The following is a 15,962-nucleotide window of genomic DNA, read 5'->3' as shown; positions in this document are numbered from 1 at the left end:
GTCGTTCGTTGTACTGTTGGCCCCGTCGGGGTGGCCGGCTATCGTCGAAGCTTCGTGTTGGGCGCGTCGTGCTGCGTATTCTCCTGCTGGCGGTTGGTGTGGTTGTGGCGGTGTCGTTGATGCCGATTCAATCGACCCAGCCGTCCACCTTCGCTGATCCGGCATTCACTCGCTATTTCCAGCGCACTGGGACGCAGGGCCGAGCGTTGCTCTGGGGGCAGGGGCCGATCGTCTCGATCGTCGAGCCATTCACTGGCGCGCCCGGGAATCGGAGGCTGGTCGAGTACTTCGAGCGTGGCCGGATGGAGCTCGCGACCGAAGCAGAAGATGGCGCCAGCCGGGTAACAGTCGGCCTCCTGGTTCGTGAGATGGCAACTGGCAACGTCCAGGTTGGCTACGATGCGTTCGTCCAGGTCGCGCCAGCCGCTGTGCCGATCTTCAGCGCGATGCCCGGCCTCCCCGCCGACCAGGTGACCTACGCCAACTTCGCCGATGATGCCCGCTCGCATACCGCGGATCGCACCGGCGCCGAGGTTGACGCCTGGATGACGTCGTCCGGCGCGACGGAGCAGATCGGACCCGAGCGAGTGATCCTCGGCCGTTACGACCCACAAACTGGACATAATGTTCCAGCGATCACGGATGGCTGGCTGGCGGCCGCGCCGCTTGGCGCGCTCTCGCCGCTGGAGGCAGTCGGGCGTCCGATCAGTGAGCCGTACTGGATTGATTCGGGCAAGGGGCCGATCGGGCTCAGCCTCGTCCAGCTCTTCGAGCGGCGTGCGATCGTCTACACGCCCGGTCTCCCCGAGGGTGAGCGCTTCACGGTCACTAGCGCTGGCCGTCACTATTACCAGTGGCGCTATTCCGCCGAGCTGACGCCGGCCGCGCCGGCCGCTCCCACGCGCTCCTCGTTCTCGCAGCTCCTGCCGGGCGGAGACCTGAAGGGGCTGACAACGCCTGACGGGTTCAAATCCGAGCGGCTCGATGTGAACGTGACCGACGTCGTTGATATTGCTGTCGGGCCGGACGGTCGGGTGGCGCTCCTGCGTTCCGGTGGGCGGGTGGATCTCTACGATCCGCGATCCGGGAGCGTGGCTGCCGAACCGTTTGTCGATCACCTCGTGAATCCGATCGCGCTTGCGTGGTCTGGCACGTCGCTGTATATCGCTGACGATCGCGGTGTCTATCGCTACGAGGACGCGCGTCTCGATGGCCGGCCGAACCAGAGCTCGCCGGTCGTCAGTGGCGCGATGAGCCGGCCGACAGTCGCATTGGGCGCAGGGCCGGAGGCGAGCGTCGTCGTGCTGGGCCGGCCGCTCTCGCCAGGCGGCACCCCGGAAGCTGCCGACGCCGCACGCCTTCTGCGCATCATCGATGGCAAGGGCGACCTCCTGCGGGCCGAGGATCTGCCAGGTGGCTCGGGGCCGATGCTGGTCGCGCCGGACGGCAGCGTCTGGTTCGTCGGGGCAGACCGCCAGTTGTCGAGCTTCGACCCCGCGACGGGTGATGTGACCGCCAGGATCGATCTGTCGTCTCTCGGCGCGAATGCGTCGGTCGTCAGGCTGATGCTCTACCGAGCCGACGGGACGGCGGGCGCGACAGCTAGCGACATCCTTGCGGTGGTGCGCGATGGGGACTCTGGCGCGCGGCTGGTGCGGCTGCTGCCGGCGGATCAGCCTCGTCTGGCTGTGCCGGCCGGCGCGGTTGTCGAGTTCGCGTCCGGCTTCGACCGGCCAGTGGCTGCCGCGTCCGGCCTGGACGGCTCGCTCTACGTCCTGGATGCCGGCCGAGACGCGCTCTACGTTATTCGCCCATCGCGCTGAGCTTCTGGTCGCCTACTAGCGCGAACGCGCGAGGCGACGCCGGGGTTGACGGCGGAAGAAGAAGACGGCCACGAGCCCCGTCAGGAAGCCGCCGATGTGCGCGAAGTAGGCGATCCCGCCGGTCTGCGTGGTGTCCGGCCCGACCGAGGCGAGCCCGCTGATGAATTGCAGCGCGATCCAGAAGCCGATGACGATCAGCGCGGGTAGCGAGATGATCGTGACGAAGAACCCCAGCCAGATAAGCACCCGGATGCGACCTCTGGGAAAGAGCACGAGGTAGGCGGCCAGCACGCCCGAGATCGCGCCGCTGGCGCCGATCATCGGCTGGGCCGAGCTGGGGTCGATCAGCATCTGGAGGGCAACAGCGCCGATGCCGGAGAGCAGGTAGAACACCGCAAACCGCGCATGGCCCATATTGTCCTCGACATTGTCGCCGAAGACCCAGAGAAAGAGCATGTTGCCGAGCAGGTGCAGCCAGCCACCGTGGATGAACATCGAGGTAAGCCCGGTAACCCAGATCGGCAGCGGGATCGTCGGAGGATAATCGCGCAGGTGAAGCAGCTCGATCGGCACTGCGCCCCACGAGTAGATGAAGTGGCCGAGGACATCGCTTCCCTGCCGCTGCAGCGACAGCTCGTAGATGAAGACGGCGGCGTTGAGGAGGATCAGCGCGATGACGACGACCGGCGACCGGCGTCGCGCCCGATTGTCGTCGCCAATGGGGATCACAGACGTTCCGTTATCGCGCAGCCCCGATCGACCAGGTCAGCGATGCTCGCGTCTCACCCAGGCGCGGAACCGGCCTCGTGTGTCTGCGCCGCTACGCGGAGCGAGGATCACTCCGGCCGCGAGGCAGACCGTGAAGAACTTCAGTGCCGTCCGGACTCGGCCGAGCATGAGGGGGGTCCTTCCATTGTCACGATGAGTAGTCGACCGCAGTGGTTCTGTCATTCTGAGTACAGCGACTAGCATGAAGTGTCCAGTTCAGGGACCGGATACAGCCGGCGCAATTTGATGCGTGCGTGCTCCACCATGAAGTGCCATTGCACCGGTTTGGCGCGGCTGTTGCGCCGGGTTGTCCAGGCATCAACCGCCTGCTGCAAGTCCGTCGGCGTGGGGATGCGCTGATCCAGACATTGGCGCACCAGCGCACTAAACTCCAGTTCGGCGATGTTCAGCCACGAAGCATGCTTGGGGGTGTAATGCAGTTCCAGCTTGTCGCGAATGCGCTTTGCCTCCCGGGGCGGGAACGCCGCATAGAGTGAGTGGTCGGCATGGATGTTGAGATTGTCGAGCACCACCACGATCCGCTCCGCCGTCGGGAAGACCTCATCGACGAGATGGCGCATGGCGACGGCCCAGTCGACCCGGGTGCGCCGCTCGGTGACGGTGATGCCTCGCTGTCCAAGATGGGGCGCACACCAGAGAAAGAGGTTGGCACTGCCGTGGCGGATATAGGCCGGATCTTCCCGCAGCGCGTGACCGGGTCCAGCTGGCTGACTGGGACGGACATCGCCCCGGAGTGCTTTGCCACTCTCGTCAAAGCAGACTAGTGGACGCAGTGGGTCGATCGGTCGAGCATAGACGTCGAGCACATCTTCCATGGCTGCGACGAATCCCGCATCAGGCTTCCCGGACAGACACCAGCTGCGTTTCAGCCACGGCTTGAGGACGTTTTTTTAAGTGTCATGCGGACCGTCTCCGGGCACACCTGGGGGACAATCTCCTGCTCCACCACGGTATCGGCCAGCAAGCGCAGCGTCCAGCGGGCAGCACCCGCTGGTGCAGGACTACAAGCAAGCGTGGTCAGCCGGGCTTCCGCTGCGCCATCAAAGCGTCGCCGATAGACCCGTGTCGAGGGACGTCGCCCCAGACTGGCGGCCAGACCCTCACGACAGCATCGTTCCCGGAGTCGCGCGACCGTCCGGGGACTGCATTCCAGTGCCTCCGCAATCTGGACATCGGTCCACCGTGGTCCGGCGATACTGGCATCGGCTTTGAGCAGGATGCGGGCGCGTTTAAGGCGCCTGGCATGGGCGGACCCTGTCTCAATGAGCTGGCGCAATTCCGTTCGTTCCGCTGCCGTCAGCCGTACCACGTGTTGCTTATTACTCATGCCAGACCCTCCCGCTGGTGCACACAACTGCGTTGCATCCCATCAGCCAGTTCTGTGCCAACAAGTCACTTCATGCTAGTCGCTGTACTGAGTGCTCCGACTAGCATGATGTGTCACGTCGATATGCCTTCGACAATTACCCTGGCCATGCTCTGCGCAAAGCGGCGCCCGGCAGCGAAGCATCTCCCCATGGCTCGATGCATTCAGACACAGGAGAGATCCTTCGCTGCGGCTCAGGATGACAAGATGCGGGGAGCCTGCCAACCTGACACATCATGCTAGTCGATGCACTGAGCGGAGCGAAGAATGACAGAGAAATAGGAAGCTGCCAGCCTGACACATCCACTACGGTCGACTAATGAGTAGTCGTCCGCAGTGATCGTGTCAACCTTGATCGCCACTCTTCACCCTTTGTCATTCTGAGGCCGCAGCCGAAGAATCTCTCCTCGCTCGATGCAGTCAATCACAAGGGGAGATCTCTCGCGCGTGCGCTCGGGATGGCAGGGTGCAGGGGTTGGCCTGTACCCTGCCATAGTCGCTGCGGACGGCTCATGAGGTCGGCCGGCGTGCGTGTGCCCGCGCTAGGCGTCTTCCGTGTCCCCGGGCTTGGCGGCGCCGTCCGGCTCAGGGGCATGCGTGGCGATGTCCTCGCGCACGACCACGTCCTGCTCGGCTTCCTTCTGGCCGACTGGCAGCGGTGATCTCGCTGCCACCTCCGCGGCTTTGTCCTTGCCGGTGGCGACTGCCTGGCCGGCGGCGGCTGTGGCGCTGGCAGCCATCTCCTTGCTCGTTGCGACGGCGTGGCTGGCTGCGTCGGCGGCCTTTTCCTTGCCGGTGGCCAGGGCCTGACTAGCGGCGGTCGTGGCGTCGGCGGCCTTTTCCTTGCCGGTGGCCATGGCCTGGCCGGCGGCGGCTGTGGCGCTGGCGGCCATCTCCTTGCTCGTCGCGACGGCGTGGCTGGCTGCGTCGGCGGCCTTTTCCTTGCCAGTGACCAGGGCCTGACTGGCGGCGGCGGTGAAGCCGGCTGACTTCTCCTTGCTCGTCGCGACAGCGTGGCTGGCTGATTCGGCGACCTTCTCCCGAACCGGCGTCAGGTTGCTGGTTGTATCCTTCAGCTTCTCGCGTGTCTGGGCGCCAGACATCGGTGTCAGCGCCAGCGCGGCAAGCGCGCCGGAGATTGCGCCGACGACGACGCCGGCCAGGAACGCCAGATCATGGCGACTTTCTTCTCGTTTGATCATCTCGTGAACCCTTTCTCTGTTCGCGCTGCGCCGCGCGAGTGCGATAACAGAAGAGAATATCAGGAATCGCGCCGTATAGCATTGCGGCAAGCAGTCTGCAAAGGCACGATGCTATCATCGGGATGTTGGACAGGTCTTGTCCAGCTCCCATGGGGAAGGAGACGCCACCGCGTGAATATCCACGAATATCAGGCGGCAGAACTATTGGCCGGCTATGGCATCCCGGTCAACGCGGGCGAGGTTGTGACAACGGCAGACGCAGCCAGCGCCGCGGCCGAGCGGCTGGTCGGGCCGGCCGGGACGGTTGCGATCAAGGCGCAGGTCCATACTGGCGGCCGGGGCAAGGCCGGGGGGATCAAGCTGGCGTCGTCGCCGGCCGAGGCTAGCGAGCGGGCCGGCCAGATCCTCGGGATGGATATCCGCGGCCACATCGTCAACAGGGTCTACGTTGTTCCGGCCGTCGGGATCGAGCGCGAATACTATCTGGGTATCATCCTCGACCGCGGCGCGCGGGGCATCACCCTGATGGCCAGCGCCGAGGGGGGCGTCGACATCGAGGAAGTCGCTCGCGACACGCCGGAGAAGATCGTCCGGATGACGGCAGATCGCCAGATGGGCCTGCTGGACTACCAGGCGCGGCAGGTGGCGTTCGACCTCGGCATCGAGCCGGACCTCGTCAACGGGTTCGCGAAGATCGCCAAGCAGCTCTACGCCGCGTTCATCGGCGCGGACGCCTCGCTGGCCGAGATCAACCCGCTGATCCTGACCAGGGATCGGCAGTGGATGGCACTCGACTCGAAGGTGACGATCGACGACAACGCCCTGCCGCGGCATCCCGACTTCGAGGAGCTGCGCGACATGGCCGAGGAGAACGAGACCGAGCTGCAGGCCAAGGCGCATGGCATCTCCTTTGTCAAGCTGGACGGCGACATCGGCTGCGTTGTCAACGGCGCAGGCCTGGCGATGGCGACGATGGACGCCGTCAAGCTCTACGGCGGCGAGCCGGCCAACTTCCTCGACGTCGGCGGCGGGGCCAGCGCGGCGCAGGTTCAGCTGGCGCTGGAGATGATCCTGGCCGACCCGAACGTGAAGGCGATCCTGTTCAACATCTTCGGCGGCATCACCCGCGGCGATCTCGTGGCGCAGGGGATCGTCGAGGCGATGCACACCGTCGGCGTCAACGTGCCGATGGTCATCCGGCTGGTTGGCACGAACCAGGCAGAGGGCCGACAGATCCTGGCCGACGCCGGCCTGAGCAGCTACGAGACGATGGCCGAGGCGGCCCAGCAGGCGGTGGCAGCCGCGCAACAGGAGAACAGATGAGTATCTTAGTCGGCAACAACACGCGGCTGCTGGTCCAGGGCATCACCGGGCGCGAGGCCACCTTCCACACCACCCAGATGGTCGAGTACGGCACGCCGGTGGTGGCCGGCGTCACACCCGGGCGGGGCGGCGCGCGAGGTCGCCGGCGTGCCGGTGTTCGACACCGCTGCCCAGGCCGTGGCAGCGACCGGCGCCAACACGTCGATCATCTTCGTGCCGGCCGCCTTCGCGCCGGACGCGATCCTCGAAGCAGCCGACAACGGCATCGAGCTGATCATCTGCATCACCGAGAACATCCCGATCAACGAGATGGTCAAGGTCTACGACCACGTGTCGCGGGTTGGCGCGCGGCTGATCGGGCCGAACTGCCCGGGGCTCATCACGCCGTCGCAGGCGAAGATCGGGATCATGCCCGCCTACATCCACACCCCCGGCCCGGTTGGGCTCGTCTCGCGCTCCGGCACGCTCACCTACGAGGCGGTCTGGGCGCTGACGCAGGCCGGCCTGGGGCAATCCACCGTCGTTGGCATCGGCGGCGACCCGATCATCGGCACCAAGTTCATCGACGTGCTGGAGATGTTCCAGAACGACCCCGGCACCGAGGCGATCGTGATGATCGGTGAGATCGGCGGGACGGACGAGAACGACGCGGCCGAGTACATCAAGGCGAACGTGACCAAGCCGATGGCCGGCTTCATCGCCGGACGCACCGCGCCGCCGGGCAAGCGCATGGGCCACGCCGGCGCGATCATCTCCGGTGGGACCGGCACCGCGCAGGAGAAGATCGACGCGCTCAACGCCGCCGGCGTCGAGGTCGCCGACAGCCCGGCCGGCGTCGCCGACATCATCGGGCGGGCGTTGGGACGGTAGGCGGGACGAGGGACGGGGGACGGGGGATACCGGTTCGTAGTTCGTAGGGACAGGACCCGGCCTGTCCGCGCTCCGCAGAGCGCACCCCCCGCGTCGATCCATGGCATGTCGGATGAGAACGCGCCGTCCGGATTCCTAATTCCCAACCCCTTAGGGGTCAGGAATTTAGGAATTTGGGAATCGCCCTGATCACGCTGCTACCACAAGCAGTTGGTTCCGGTAGCCACCCCGTGCCTTTGTCATCCCGAGTCTCAGCGAGGGATCTCCCCTGGGTTCGATCACCATCTGCGCTGGGGGAGATTCTTCGGCTGCGCGGGCGCCCTCCGGGCAGTGAATGACAGGAGGCAGGGGATGCTGCCGGTCTGCGACGGCGGGATTCCTAATTTCCCAATCCCTTAGGGGTTGGGAATTTGGGAATGGCCTCGGTGGCATCAGTCGGCGACGTCCTCCAACGCCTCGGCGAGGATCTCGCGCTGGACGTAGACACGGAACGCGCCGGCCGACGTGAAGTAGCGAAAGCCGGCGTCGTTGGCTAGCCGCTCCATCGTCTCAGCCTCGTTCAGCAGCAGTGCAACTGGCTGGCTCAGACCCTCCTGCAACCCAAGGGGCCAGGCGAGATCGAAGATAGCGAGCGGTTCCCCCGTCTCGGGATTCGCCAACTCGTAGAGCATCTCGCCCATCGGCAGGCCCTGCTGCGTCACCCACTCCGCGGTGTCGAGGATCAGTTGTTCCTCGTCTTCGAGCGGAACGTTCGCCGCGATCGACAGCGGCCCGTGGTCGAGCACCGATGGCACGGACGCAGTATCAGCAGCCGCCCCCGAGAGCAGACTGTCGAGAAACGTATTGGCAGCGTTCGCCAGAAGCTCCCGACGGACGGCCAGGAATTCGCGATAGTTCTCGACCCGCCAGAGTCGTGGATCCGTCGGAATCCAGTGCGAGGCGATAGCGCCGGGATGTAGCTGCTCGTAGCGCAGGAGGTACTCGGCCGGGTCTTTGTCCGAGACAAGCAGGTTCGTCTCCTGCGTCAGGAAGGTGAAGTTCGCCAGCGCGTTGACCTCCGCCAACTCGTAGCCGTGCTTGTAGAGCAGCGCCTTCGGGAAGATGTGGTGCATCTGCAGCGAGCTCAGCCGGCCAAGCAGATTGTTGGACAGCTCGAAGCCGGTCTCCCAGTCTCGCGCATGGTAGACGCGGGTCAGCATATACAGCAGCGGGTAGAACCTGGCGCCGCGACTCCAGCCGAGGAAGTCGTTCGGGTGAATCGTCAGGTCGCCACGGTTTCGGCGCAGTGCTCGATCAGCCGATCCAGCCCGCCATCCAGATTCTCGACCAACGCGAGATCCTGATTCAGAGCAGTCTCGGTCGACCCGGCGTAGCGACCCCAGAGGAACGTGTGGACGTACCAGTAGAGCAGCTTGTCGCGCTCGCGGTAGTCGCTCAGCCGGCCACCCCGCTGGGTGAGGTAGCGTGCCAGCAGCGGGAACGAGTAGCGGCTGCCGAGCACACGGTCGTGGTCGATACCCAGTCGCGATGACACGAGGTTCAGCAGCGCGTCGATCGCGCCTTCGGCTTGTCGCAGGCCCTGATTCACCTCGGCGGGCCCGACGTTCGCCAGCGCCGTGAACATCGCCTCGCCGGTGACGATCGCATTGACGCACCGCAGCAGCCACTCCAGCCGGAAGGAGAAGCCAGCCGCTTCCCACTTGTCCAGTCTCGTCCGCATCTCGTTTCGCGCCTCGGGCCACTCGGCGCAGATCTTGGCGAGCGCAAGGTCGCCCTTCGAGAGCTTCGTCCCGCCACTGTTGACCTTGTTGAAGATATCGACCACCACGTCGATCGTCTTGTCATCACCGATGACCTTCTCGATGTGGAGGTCGATCTGCTTGATGTTGTCGATTCGATTCACGCGCTCGAAGTACAGATCCGCGACATCGTCGGCGAGATCTGGCAGCCGGGCAAGGCGACGGATCGTCGGGCCGGCACCCTCCTGCATCACCTGCGTGACACTGATCCAGGCCGGATTGTCGCGCATCTTGACCGGGCCGTAGAACTCGAACGTCTGGTCGTCGAGGTTGAAGTACAGATCGGTGAACGCCTGCTTGTTGCCCTCGAAGAAGCGGGGTGGATTACCGCGGATGATCCCGTAGAGGGACGTAATCCGCTGTTGGCCATCGAGCAGGAGCTCGACGGTGCCGGCCGAGAGCGGACCATCACCGCGGGCAGACGCGTGCTCCGTCTTCGTTACCCAGACAAGCAGACCGCCGACCGGGTGTTGCCGGTAGAGCGAGTCCATCAGCCCGCGCACCTGATCTCTGTTCCAGACGTAGCCGCGTTGAAACTCGGGCAGTGCCATTGCCCCAAGCTCAATTTGGGACAGGATCGTCTCGACGTTCATCGCCGCTGATGCCCTCCGCTGGATCGCTGGATCGCGTAAATGTTGCTCGTGTTTGTGGCGATGGTACGATGATTGAGACATCTTCGTCAAACGCCGTCCGGATTCCTAATTCCCAACCCCTTAGGGGTCAGGAATTTGGGAATTTGGGAATCGTCCTGAGCACGCTGCGACCAAAGACTGTCGGGTCTGGCAGCCTGCCTTTTGTCCTGTCTTCCTCCGCCCAGAGGGCGCCCGGCAGTGAAGGATCTCCCACAGGCATGTGACAGTCCAACGCAGGAGAGATCCTTCGCGTGCGCGCTCAGGATGACAAGCCATACGGGGTGGCTGCCGGTCCGCCCTTTGTCATGCTGAGCCTCAGCGAAGCATCTCCTCCACGCCAGTCACGTTCGAACGCAGGAGAGATCCTTCGGCTGCGGCCTCAGGATGACAAACCAGCCGGGTGGCTGCCGACCCCGCCCTTTGTCATGCTGAGCCTCAGCGAAGCATCTCCCTACGCTGGATGCCACTCGAACGCAGGAGAGATCCTTCGCGTGCGCGCTCAGGATGACAAACCAGCCGGGTGGCAGCCGACCCCGCCCTTTGTCATGCTGAGCCTCAGCGAAGCATCTCCCCCACGCCGGATGCCACGTTCGAACGCAGGAGAGATCCTTCGGCGTGCGCGCCTCAGGATGACAAGCCAGCCGGGTGGCAGCCGACCCCGCCCTTTGTCATGCTGAGCCTCAGCGAAGCATCTCCCTCCACGCCAGATCACAGTCCGAACGCAGGAGAGATCCTTCGGCTGCGGCCTCAGGATGACAAGGCATGCCGGGTGGCTGCCGACCCCACCCTTTGTCATGCTGAGCCTCAGCGAAGCATCTCCCACCACGCTCGATACACGTCCGAACGCAGGAGAGATCCTTCGGCGTGCGCGCCTCAGGATGACAAACCATGCCGGGTGGCTGCCGGTCTGCCGCGACGGTCATTCCCAAATTCCTAATTTCCTGACCCCTAAGGGGTTGGGAATTGGGAATGGCTCACCCCTCACCCCAGCAACGCCGCCATCGTGCGTTCGATGTCCTCGCCACGGGGGACGAAGAGGGAGGCGGCGAAGTCGGTGACGCCGGCCGCGGCAAGGTCAGCCAGCCCGGCGCGGACCTCCGCCTCGTCGCCAACGATCGCGACGTCGGCCGGCCCCGCGGCGCCCTCGCGGTCGAGGATCGCGCGATACGACGGCAGCTCGCCATAGCGCGAGAACGCCTGGGCCATCTTGTCGCGAACTTTCCCGGCGTTGTCGGTGACACAGATCGGCAGTCCGGCGACGACGCGCGGTTCCGGCCGGCCAGCCCGCGCGGCAGCCTCGCGGATCGTCGGCGTCGCCGTCTCGGCGATGTACCGCGCCCCGCCCAGCCAGATCGCCGTGCCGTCGGCCATCGCGCCGGTCAGACGCAACATCTGCGGGCCAAGCGCGGCGACCAGCACCGGCGGCGGCGTCGCGCCGGGGATTGCCAGCTGGAAGCCGCGGACGGTGTACTCCTCGCCCTCGAAGCTCACCAGCTCCTGCGCCAGCAACGGGATGAGCGTCGCCAGGTACTCGCGGGTGTGCCGGATCGGGTGGCTCCAGTCGAAGCCTAGCCCCTGCTCCATCGACACCCGATGGCTGAGGCCGATGCCGAGCGCCAGCCGGTTGCCCGTCGCCGCCTGAACGGTCAGCGCCTGCTGCGCCATTGCCGTCGGATGGCGTGGAAAGGTCGGGACGATAAACGTGCCGAGCTCGATCCGCTCCGTCTGCGCGCCGGCCACCGCCAGCGCAGTCAGCGCATCCACCCCGCGGATATTCGCCAGCCAGGCGCTGGAGAATCCGCGCCGCTCGGCGTCGGCGACCTGCGCCCCGATCTCGGCCGGCGACCCGCCCGAGAGCAGCATGATCCCGATCTTCATACTCTCCTCCTCACCGCTGTCCAATACCGCGCCAAGCCAGTATAACGGTGGTTGCCATCTCCACTGTCGCTCGTTGAAGGGGCGCCGCCGTGACCGAGATCTTCCGCACCGACCGCCTCGTCGTCCGCCCATGGCAGGCCGGCGACCTCGACGCCGTCTACGCGATGAACCGCGACCCCGACGTCACACGCTACCTGCCCGACCACATGTCCTGCGCCACCCGCGACGAAGCCCGCGCCTGGCTGGACGCGCGTATCGCCCGCCACGATCCATCCAGCGGGCTGGGCTTCTGGGCGGCGATCGAGACAGAGACGGGGCAGACAGTCGGCGGCGCGGTGCTCGACCACGCGGCGATCGGCGACGACAACCCGGTCCAGGTCGGCTACTACTTCGCGCGGTCCGTCTGGGGCCGGGGGTACGCGACCGAGCTGACCATCGGACTGCTGCGGCACGGGTTCGGCGCCCTCGGGCTGGATCGCATCGTCGCGGTGACTATCCCGGCGAACGCCGCCTCGTGCCGCGTGCTGGAGAAGGCCGGCATGCGAAACGCAGGACAGACGATCTACCACGGCAACCAGGTGGCGCTGTACGAGCTGGATCACCCGGAGTAACGCGCGTCTGCCTGTTCGGCTGCGCAAAGTGGCGCGTGTGAGAAATCATTGACATCGACCTGACTCTCCCTATGATGAAGCTATACGTCTTCGCACCACGCATCAGGAGGCAACCATGTCTCGCATACCGATGCCTGATGTCATCGTCCTCATCCCCGGGATCATGGGCAGCGCGCTGCGGAAGGGCGGCAAGGACGTCTGGGACGTCTCGACCGGCGCGGTGCTGTCTGCGCTCTTCAGCCGGGGCGACAGCCTCCAGGAGCTGCGCCTGCCGGCCGGCAGCGATGGCCTGGACCCACAGGATGGCATCACCCCGAAGCGGCTGATGCCCGATGTCCACATCATCCCCGGCCTGTGGAAGATCGACGGTTACCGCAAGGCCAGTGACACGATCCAGGCGGTTTTCGAGGTCAGCCCCGGCGTCAACTTCGTCGAATTCCCCTACGACTGGCGGCTCGACAACCGACTGGCGGCGAAGCGGCTGCAGACCGAGCTGGGCGAAGGCCTCCTGCGTCGATGGAGGCAGGACACCAACAACCCCGACGCAAAGCTGATCATCGTCGGCCACTCGATGGGCGGGCTCGTCGCGCGCTACTACCTCGAATGCATGGAGGGCTGGCGCGACACGCGGGCGCTGCTGACCTTCGGCACGCCCTACCGCGGCTCGGTCAACTCGCTCGACACGCTGGCCAACGGCTGCTACAAAGGCCCGCGACAACTACTCGACCTGTCCGAGACGGTGCGCTCCTTCACCTCAACATACCAGCTGCTGCCGACCTACCGCTGCTATGCGGCCGGCCCGGGCAGCCCGTGGGTGCGGATCGGCGAGACCACCGGCATCCCGAACGTCGACCCCGGCCGCGCCGCCGCTGCGCTCGCCTTCCACCACGAAATCCGCGACGCGGTGACGCGCAACCAGCAGGACGACGAATACCGCCAGCGCGGCTACAAGATCTTCCCGATCGTCGGCATCGAGCAGCCGACGAACCAGTCCGGCCGGCTGACGGATGGCCGGGTGGAGCTGCTGCGCGAATACACCTACGCCGATGGCAGCGTCCACGACGATCTCGGCGATGGCACCGTGCCGCGCGCCTCGGCGACGCCAATCGAGCTGGAGGGGTCTGCCCGCGGGATGTACGCTGCCGACCGGCACGCCTCATTGCAGAACGCCGACGCCGGCCTGACGCACCTCAAGGGCGCCATCTTCGGCCTCTACGATCCGCTCGGCGAATACCTCGCCCCCGCCGTCGTCAATATCACCCTCTCGCTCGATCTCGACGATATCTACTGGACCGACGACACGATCCCCGTCCGCGTTCGGCCAAGCGTCGATGGCACTGCCATCGATGCAACCATCTCCAGCACGACCACCGGCGCTGTGGTCGTTCGCAAGACGCTCGCGCCGGCCGGCGACACCTGGCAGGAGGCAACCTTCGATCCGCTGCCACCGGATGTCTACCGCGTCACCGTCAGCGGCGGGACGGCAGTAGAGCAGGTTGCGGACATCTTCACGACACTGACCCCGCCGGCCTGAGCAAGCGAAGGAGCGTGAGATGCGGATCGAGTGGCACGTCGGCGCGACGTTCCGCTTCTTCGAAGCCAGCCAGACGCTCGATGAGATCGTCGACGAGCTTGAGGCTGCCGAGCATCCACCAGACTGGGTAATCCTGCGCCGGCCGGAAGCAGGCGCGCTCTATGCCTTTCGCCCTCGCGAGCTTGCGGCCTTCCGCTGGCGGGTGGTCGGGTCTGGCCCGCAGCCAGCGACGATCGCGCTCGATCTGCATGAAGACGACCGCAGCATCGAAGCGCCACCCGGGCAGCCGGAGTCCACCATCATCCCGCCCACCGAGGCGCGCCAGCCATCGGCGCTGCGGATCATCCAGCTTCGCTCGGCCCGGCGGGTCACGGCGATCGGCGAGATGGTCGGCTGGGAAGGTCAGGTCGCCGGGCGTTTCGAGGCGTATATTGCCGAGGCTGCCGCCATCGCGCCCGACCTCGGCCCGGCGATGGGCATCGATGACGAGCTGCCGGCCACGCTCCCCACCCCCGCTCCAGACCCGTCCGAATCGCTCGATGTCATCCTCTCCGGTGACGCGCCGAGGAAGCTTGGGGTCGGCAAGAAGGCAGTCATCGACATCCGGCTGGAGATTGCCGCGGGCGCCACCCCGCTGCCGACCGCATTGCCAGAAGTGACGATTGCGTCAACCACCGACGTCGTCGCCACCCTCTCGGTCGACGCGACGAAGGTGTCGATCGACGGGCCATACCAGCTCCGGCTTTCGCCGCCGGCTCCCAACGCCCCCAGCCTCGGCGCGTTCGCCGTCTCCGGCCGGGTGGCTGGCGCAACGACGATCGACGTGCTGTTCCAGCAGGGAATGTCCGACCTCGGCGCCCTCTCCTTCCCGGTGACGATCACCGCGTCACGACCGCGCGCCGTCCGCCAGGCTGCGCAGACGACCGCCCAGCCCCCCGCCCCGCAAGATGCCGACTACCTCGTGCTCCTGATCACCGAGTTTCCCTTCGGCGACGGACTGGTCTTCGCCTACTCCGTCTCGTCCGACGCGCTCAAGCTGGACCATGCGCCGTTCCAGTCGAAGCCGTTCGGGCGGCTGGCCGGCTCCGGCGGCACGGCCGCGCAGGGCTACGTCGACGGCATCTACACGCGCATCGAGTCGCAGGTGCTGGAGACGTACGACGACTTCGCGGTGTTCGACATCAAGCTACGGGCGATCAGCACCGACATGTCCGACCAGCTCTTCGACCCTGTCTTCGTCCGCGCCATCTGGGAGCATCGCGACGCCATCCACGGCATCAAGGTCTACTCCCGCGAGCCGTCGATCCCGTGGGAGCTCGTCCGCCTGCGCCACCCGGATACGGGCGAGGTGGACGACCGCTACCTCTGCGAATACGGGCTGGTGCGCAACCTCGGCGGCACGATGCGCCCACGGAAGATCGGCAAAGCCGCCTGGGCCTATCTCGCCGGCGAATATCCGAACAAGACGCAAGCGACGCTCTCCGAGGACGTGAGCTACCTGGCGACGACACTGCCAGGCCGCGGCATCCACCCGGCAAAGATTGACGCAACCGAAAAGGACGCGCTGCTGGCGCTCCAGGCCGGCGCGTTCGACGTGCTCCACATCGCCTGCCACGGCCAGACCGACCCGGCCAGGGCCGACGACGCCCGGCTGATCATCGGCGACCGCCAGACCGTCCGCCACGGCATCCAGCCGGTCGCGATCGACGCGCTGACCGTCCAGCAGACCGCGAACCTGAGCGCGCGGTCGCCGCTCGTCTTCCTGAACGCCTGCCAGTCGGGCCGCGAGGGATCCAGCCTGACGCGGCTGGGTGGCTGGCCGGCCGCGTTCTGGGCCGCCGGGGCCGGCGCGTTCGTCGGCGCCTCCTGGTCGGTCCACGAGAAGCCGGCCACCGCGTTCGCTCGCGCCTTCTACGACGCCCTGCTGGCCGGCGCCACCCTCGGCGCAGCCACCACCACCGCCCGCGCCGCCGCCAAGACCCTCGGCGACGCCACCTGGCTCGCCTTCCTCGTGTACGGCGACCCGGGCGCGACGATGGAGTGAGCCGGGGGGACGGCCCTCACCCCCCGCCCCTCTCCCAACCCTGGGAGAGGGGAGACGAGCGAGCAACCGGCCCGTAGGGACAGCGCCTCTG

General features: G+C 66.2%; 14 protein-coding genes and 1 pseudogene. 7 read left to right on the top strand and 8 right to left on the bottom strand.

Annotated features, from left to right (window positions below; all coding sequences use genetic code 11):
• The first annotated feature begins 68 nt into the window (after positions 1-68).
• The gene (locus tag V9F06_09730; protein MEI2617896.1) at positions 69-1,823 is read left to right on the top strand and encodes a hypothetical protein; all 1,755 of its coding nucleotides are present in this window, start codon (positions 69-71) and stop codon (positions 1,821-1,823) included.
• Between the two features lie 15 nt (positions 1,824-1,838).
• On the opposite strand, the gene V9F06_09725 is transcribed toward V9F06_09730, so the two are convergent.
• The 5 genes from V9F06_09725 to V9F06_09705 all read right to left on the bottom strand — a co-directional run bounded on the left by V9F06_09725 (position 1,839) and on the right by V9F06_09705 (position 5,180).
• Complete coding sequence (locus V9F06_09725; GenBank protein MEI2617895.1) at positions 1,839-2,552, bottom strand: rhomboid family intramembrane serine protease; 714 nt, start codon at positions 2,550-2,552, stop codon at positions 1,839-1,841.
• A gap of 36 nt (positions 2,553-2,588) precedes the next feature.
• On the bottom strand, positions 2,589-2,720 hold the full coding sequence (locus V9F06_09720; GenBank protein MEI2617894.1) for a hypothetical protein: 132 nt from the start codon (positions 2,718-2,720) through the stop codon (positions 2,589-2,591).
• 68 nt (positions 2,721-2,788) lie between these two features.
• Entirely contained in the window at positions 2,789-3,463 is a 675-nt protein-coding gene (locus V9F06_09715; protein ID MEI2617893.1) for an IS630 family transposase, read from the bottom strand.
• A 14-nt stretch (positions 3,464-3,477) separates the two neighbouring features.
• Positions 3,478-3,939: a helix-turn-helix domain-containing protein gene (locus tag V9F06_09710; protein ID MEI2617892.1), complete on the bottom strand. Its 462-nt coding sequence runs from the start codon at positions 3,937-3,939 to the stop codon at positions 3,478-3,480.
• A gap of 581 nt (positions 3,940-4,520) precedes the next feature.
• Complete coding sequence (locus V9F06_09705) at positions 4,521-5,180, bottom strand: YtxH domain-containing protein (protein ID MEI2617891.1); 660 nt, start codon at positions 5,178-5,180, stop codon at positions 4,521-4,523.
• A gap of 171 nt (positions 5,181-5,351) precedes the next feature.
• Here V9F06_09705 and sucC point away from each other — a divergent pair, with 171 nt between their 5' ends.
• The 3 genes and pseudogenes from sucC to sucD all read left to right on the top strand — a co-directional run bounded on the left by sucC (position 5,352) and on the right by sucD (position 7,373).
• Positions 5,352-6,503, top strand: coding sequence for an ADP-forming succinate--CoA ligase subunit beta (gene sucC / locus V9F06_09700; protein ID MEI2617890.1), 1,152 nt, complete (start codon positions 5,352-5,354; stop codon positions 6,501-6,503).
• Positions 6,500-6,582: pseudogene (locus V9F06_09695) on the top strand (hypothetical protein). The gene sucC and the pseudogene V9F06_09695 overlap by 4 nt, the downstream one beginning before the upstream one ends.
• A 68-nt stretch (positions 6,583-6,650) precedes the next feature.
• On the top strand, positions 6,651-7,373 hold the full coding sequence (gene sucD / locus V9F06_09690; protein MEI2617889.1) for a succinate--CoA ligase subunit alpha: 723 nt from the start codon (positions 6,651-6,653) through the stop codon (positions 7,371-7,373).
• Positions 7,374-7,804: 431 nt separating this feature from the next.
• Here sucD and V9F06_09685 read toward each other — a convergent pair whose 3' ends face one another.
• From V9F06_09685 to V9F06_09675, 3 genes are all read right to left on the bottom strand, one after another.
• The gene (locus V9F06_09685; protein ID MEI2617888.1) at positions 7,805-8,572 is read right to left on the bottom strand and encodes a hypothetical protein; all 768 of its coding nucleotides are present in this window, start codon (positions 8,570-8,572) and stop codon (positions 7,805-7,807) included.
• Between the two features lie 62 nt (positions 8,573-8,634).
• Positions 8,635-9,765: a DUF262 domain-containing protein gene (locus V9F06_09680; protein MEI2617887.1), complete on the bottom strand. Its 1,131-nt coding sequence runs from the start codon at positions 9,763-9,765 to the stop codon at positions 8,635-8,637.
• A 1,020-nt stretch (positions 9,766-10,785) separates the two neighbouring features.
• A complete protein-coding gene (locus V9F06_09675) occupies positions 10,786-11,682 on the bottom strand; it encodes a TIGR03564 family F420-dependent LLM class oxidoreductase (GenBank protein MEI2617886.1) in 897 nt (298 codons plus the stop codon).
• A gap of 89 nt (positions 11,683-11,771) precedes the next feature.
• On the opposite strand from V9F06_09675, the gene V9F06_09670 reads away from it, so the two are divergent.
• From V9F06_09670 to V9F06_09660, 3 genes are all read left to right on the top strand, one after another.
• A complete protein-coding gene (locus V9F06_09670) occupies positions 11,772-12,293 on the top strand; it encodes a GNAT family N-acetyltransferase (protein MEI2617885.1) in 522 nt (173 codons plus the stop codon).
• Positions 12,294-12,408: 115 nt separating this feature from the next.
• Positions 12,409-13,827: a hypothetical protein gene (locus tag V9F06_09665; GenBank protein ID MEI2617884.1), complete on the top strand. Its 1,419-nt coding sequence runs from the start codon at positions 12,409-12,411 to the stop codon at positions 13,825-13,827.
• Between the two features lie 19 nt (positions 13,828-13,846).
• Entirely contained in the window at positions 13,847-15,871 is a 2,025-nt protein-coding gene (locus tag V9F06_09660) for a CHAT domain-containing protein (protein ID MEI2617883.1), read from the top strand.
• Positions 15,872-15,962 lie beyond the last annotated feature (91 nt).

The organism is Thermomicrobiales bacterium, assembly GCA_037045155.1.
Taxonomy (GTDB): domain Bacteria; phylum Chloroflexota; class Chloroflexia; order Thermomicrobiales; family CFX8; genus JAMLIA01.
Note: the sequence above shows the minus strand (reverse complement) of the source record. Positions and strands in the feature narration are given on the sequence as shown.

Excerpts from the sequence above, each read along its gene's own strand:
- V9F06_09665 (MEI2617884.1), top strand. The coding sequence starts at position 12,409 with ATGTCTCGCATACCGATGCCTGATGTCATCGTCCTCATCCCCGGGATC.
- V9F06_09705 (MEI2617891.1), bottom strand. The coding sequence starts at position 5,180 with ATGATCAAACGAGAAGAAAGTCGCCATGATCTGGCGTTCCTGGCCGGC.
- V9F06_09680 (MEI2617887.1), bottom strand. The coding sequence starts at position 9,765 with ATGAACGTCGAGACGATCCTGTCCCAAATTGAGCTTGGGGCAATGGCA.
- V9F06_09685 (MEI2617888.1), bottom strand. The coding sequence starts at position 8,572 with ATGCTGACCCGCGTCTACCATGCGCGAGACTGGGAGACCGGCTTCGAG.
- V9F06_09710 (MEI2617892.1), bottom strand. The coding sequence starts at position 3,939 with ATGAGTAATAAGCAACACGTGGTACGGCTGACGGCAGCGGAACGAACG.
- V9F06_09720 (MEI2617894.1), bottom strand. The coding sequence starts at position 2,720 with ATGCTCGGCCGAGTCCGGACGGCACTGAAGTTCTTCACGGTCTGCCTC.
- V9F06_09660 (MEI2617883.1), top strand. The coding sequence starts at position 13,847 with ATGCGGATCGAGTGGCACGTCGGCGCGACGTTCCGCTTCTTCGAAGCC.
- V9F06_09675 (MEI2617886.1), bottom strand. The coding sequence starts at position 11,682 with ATGAAGATCGGGATCATGCTGCTCTCGGGCGGGTCGCCGGCCGAGATC.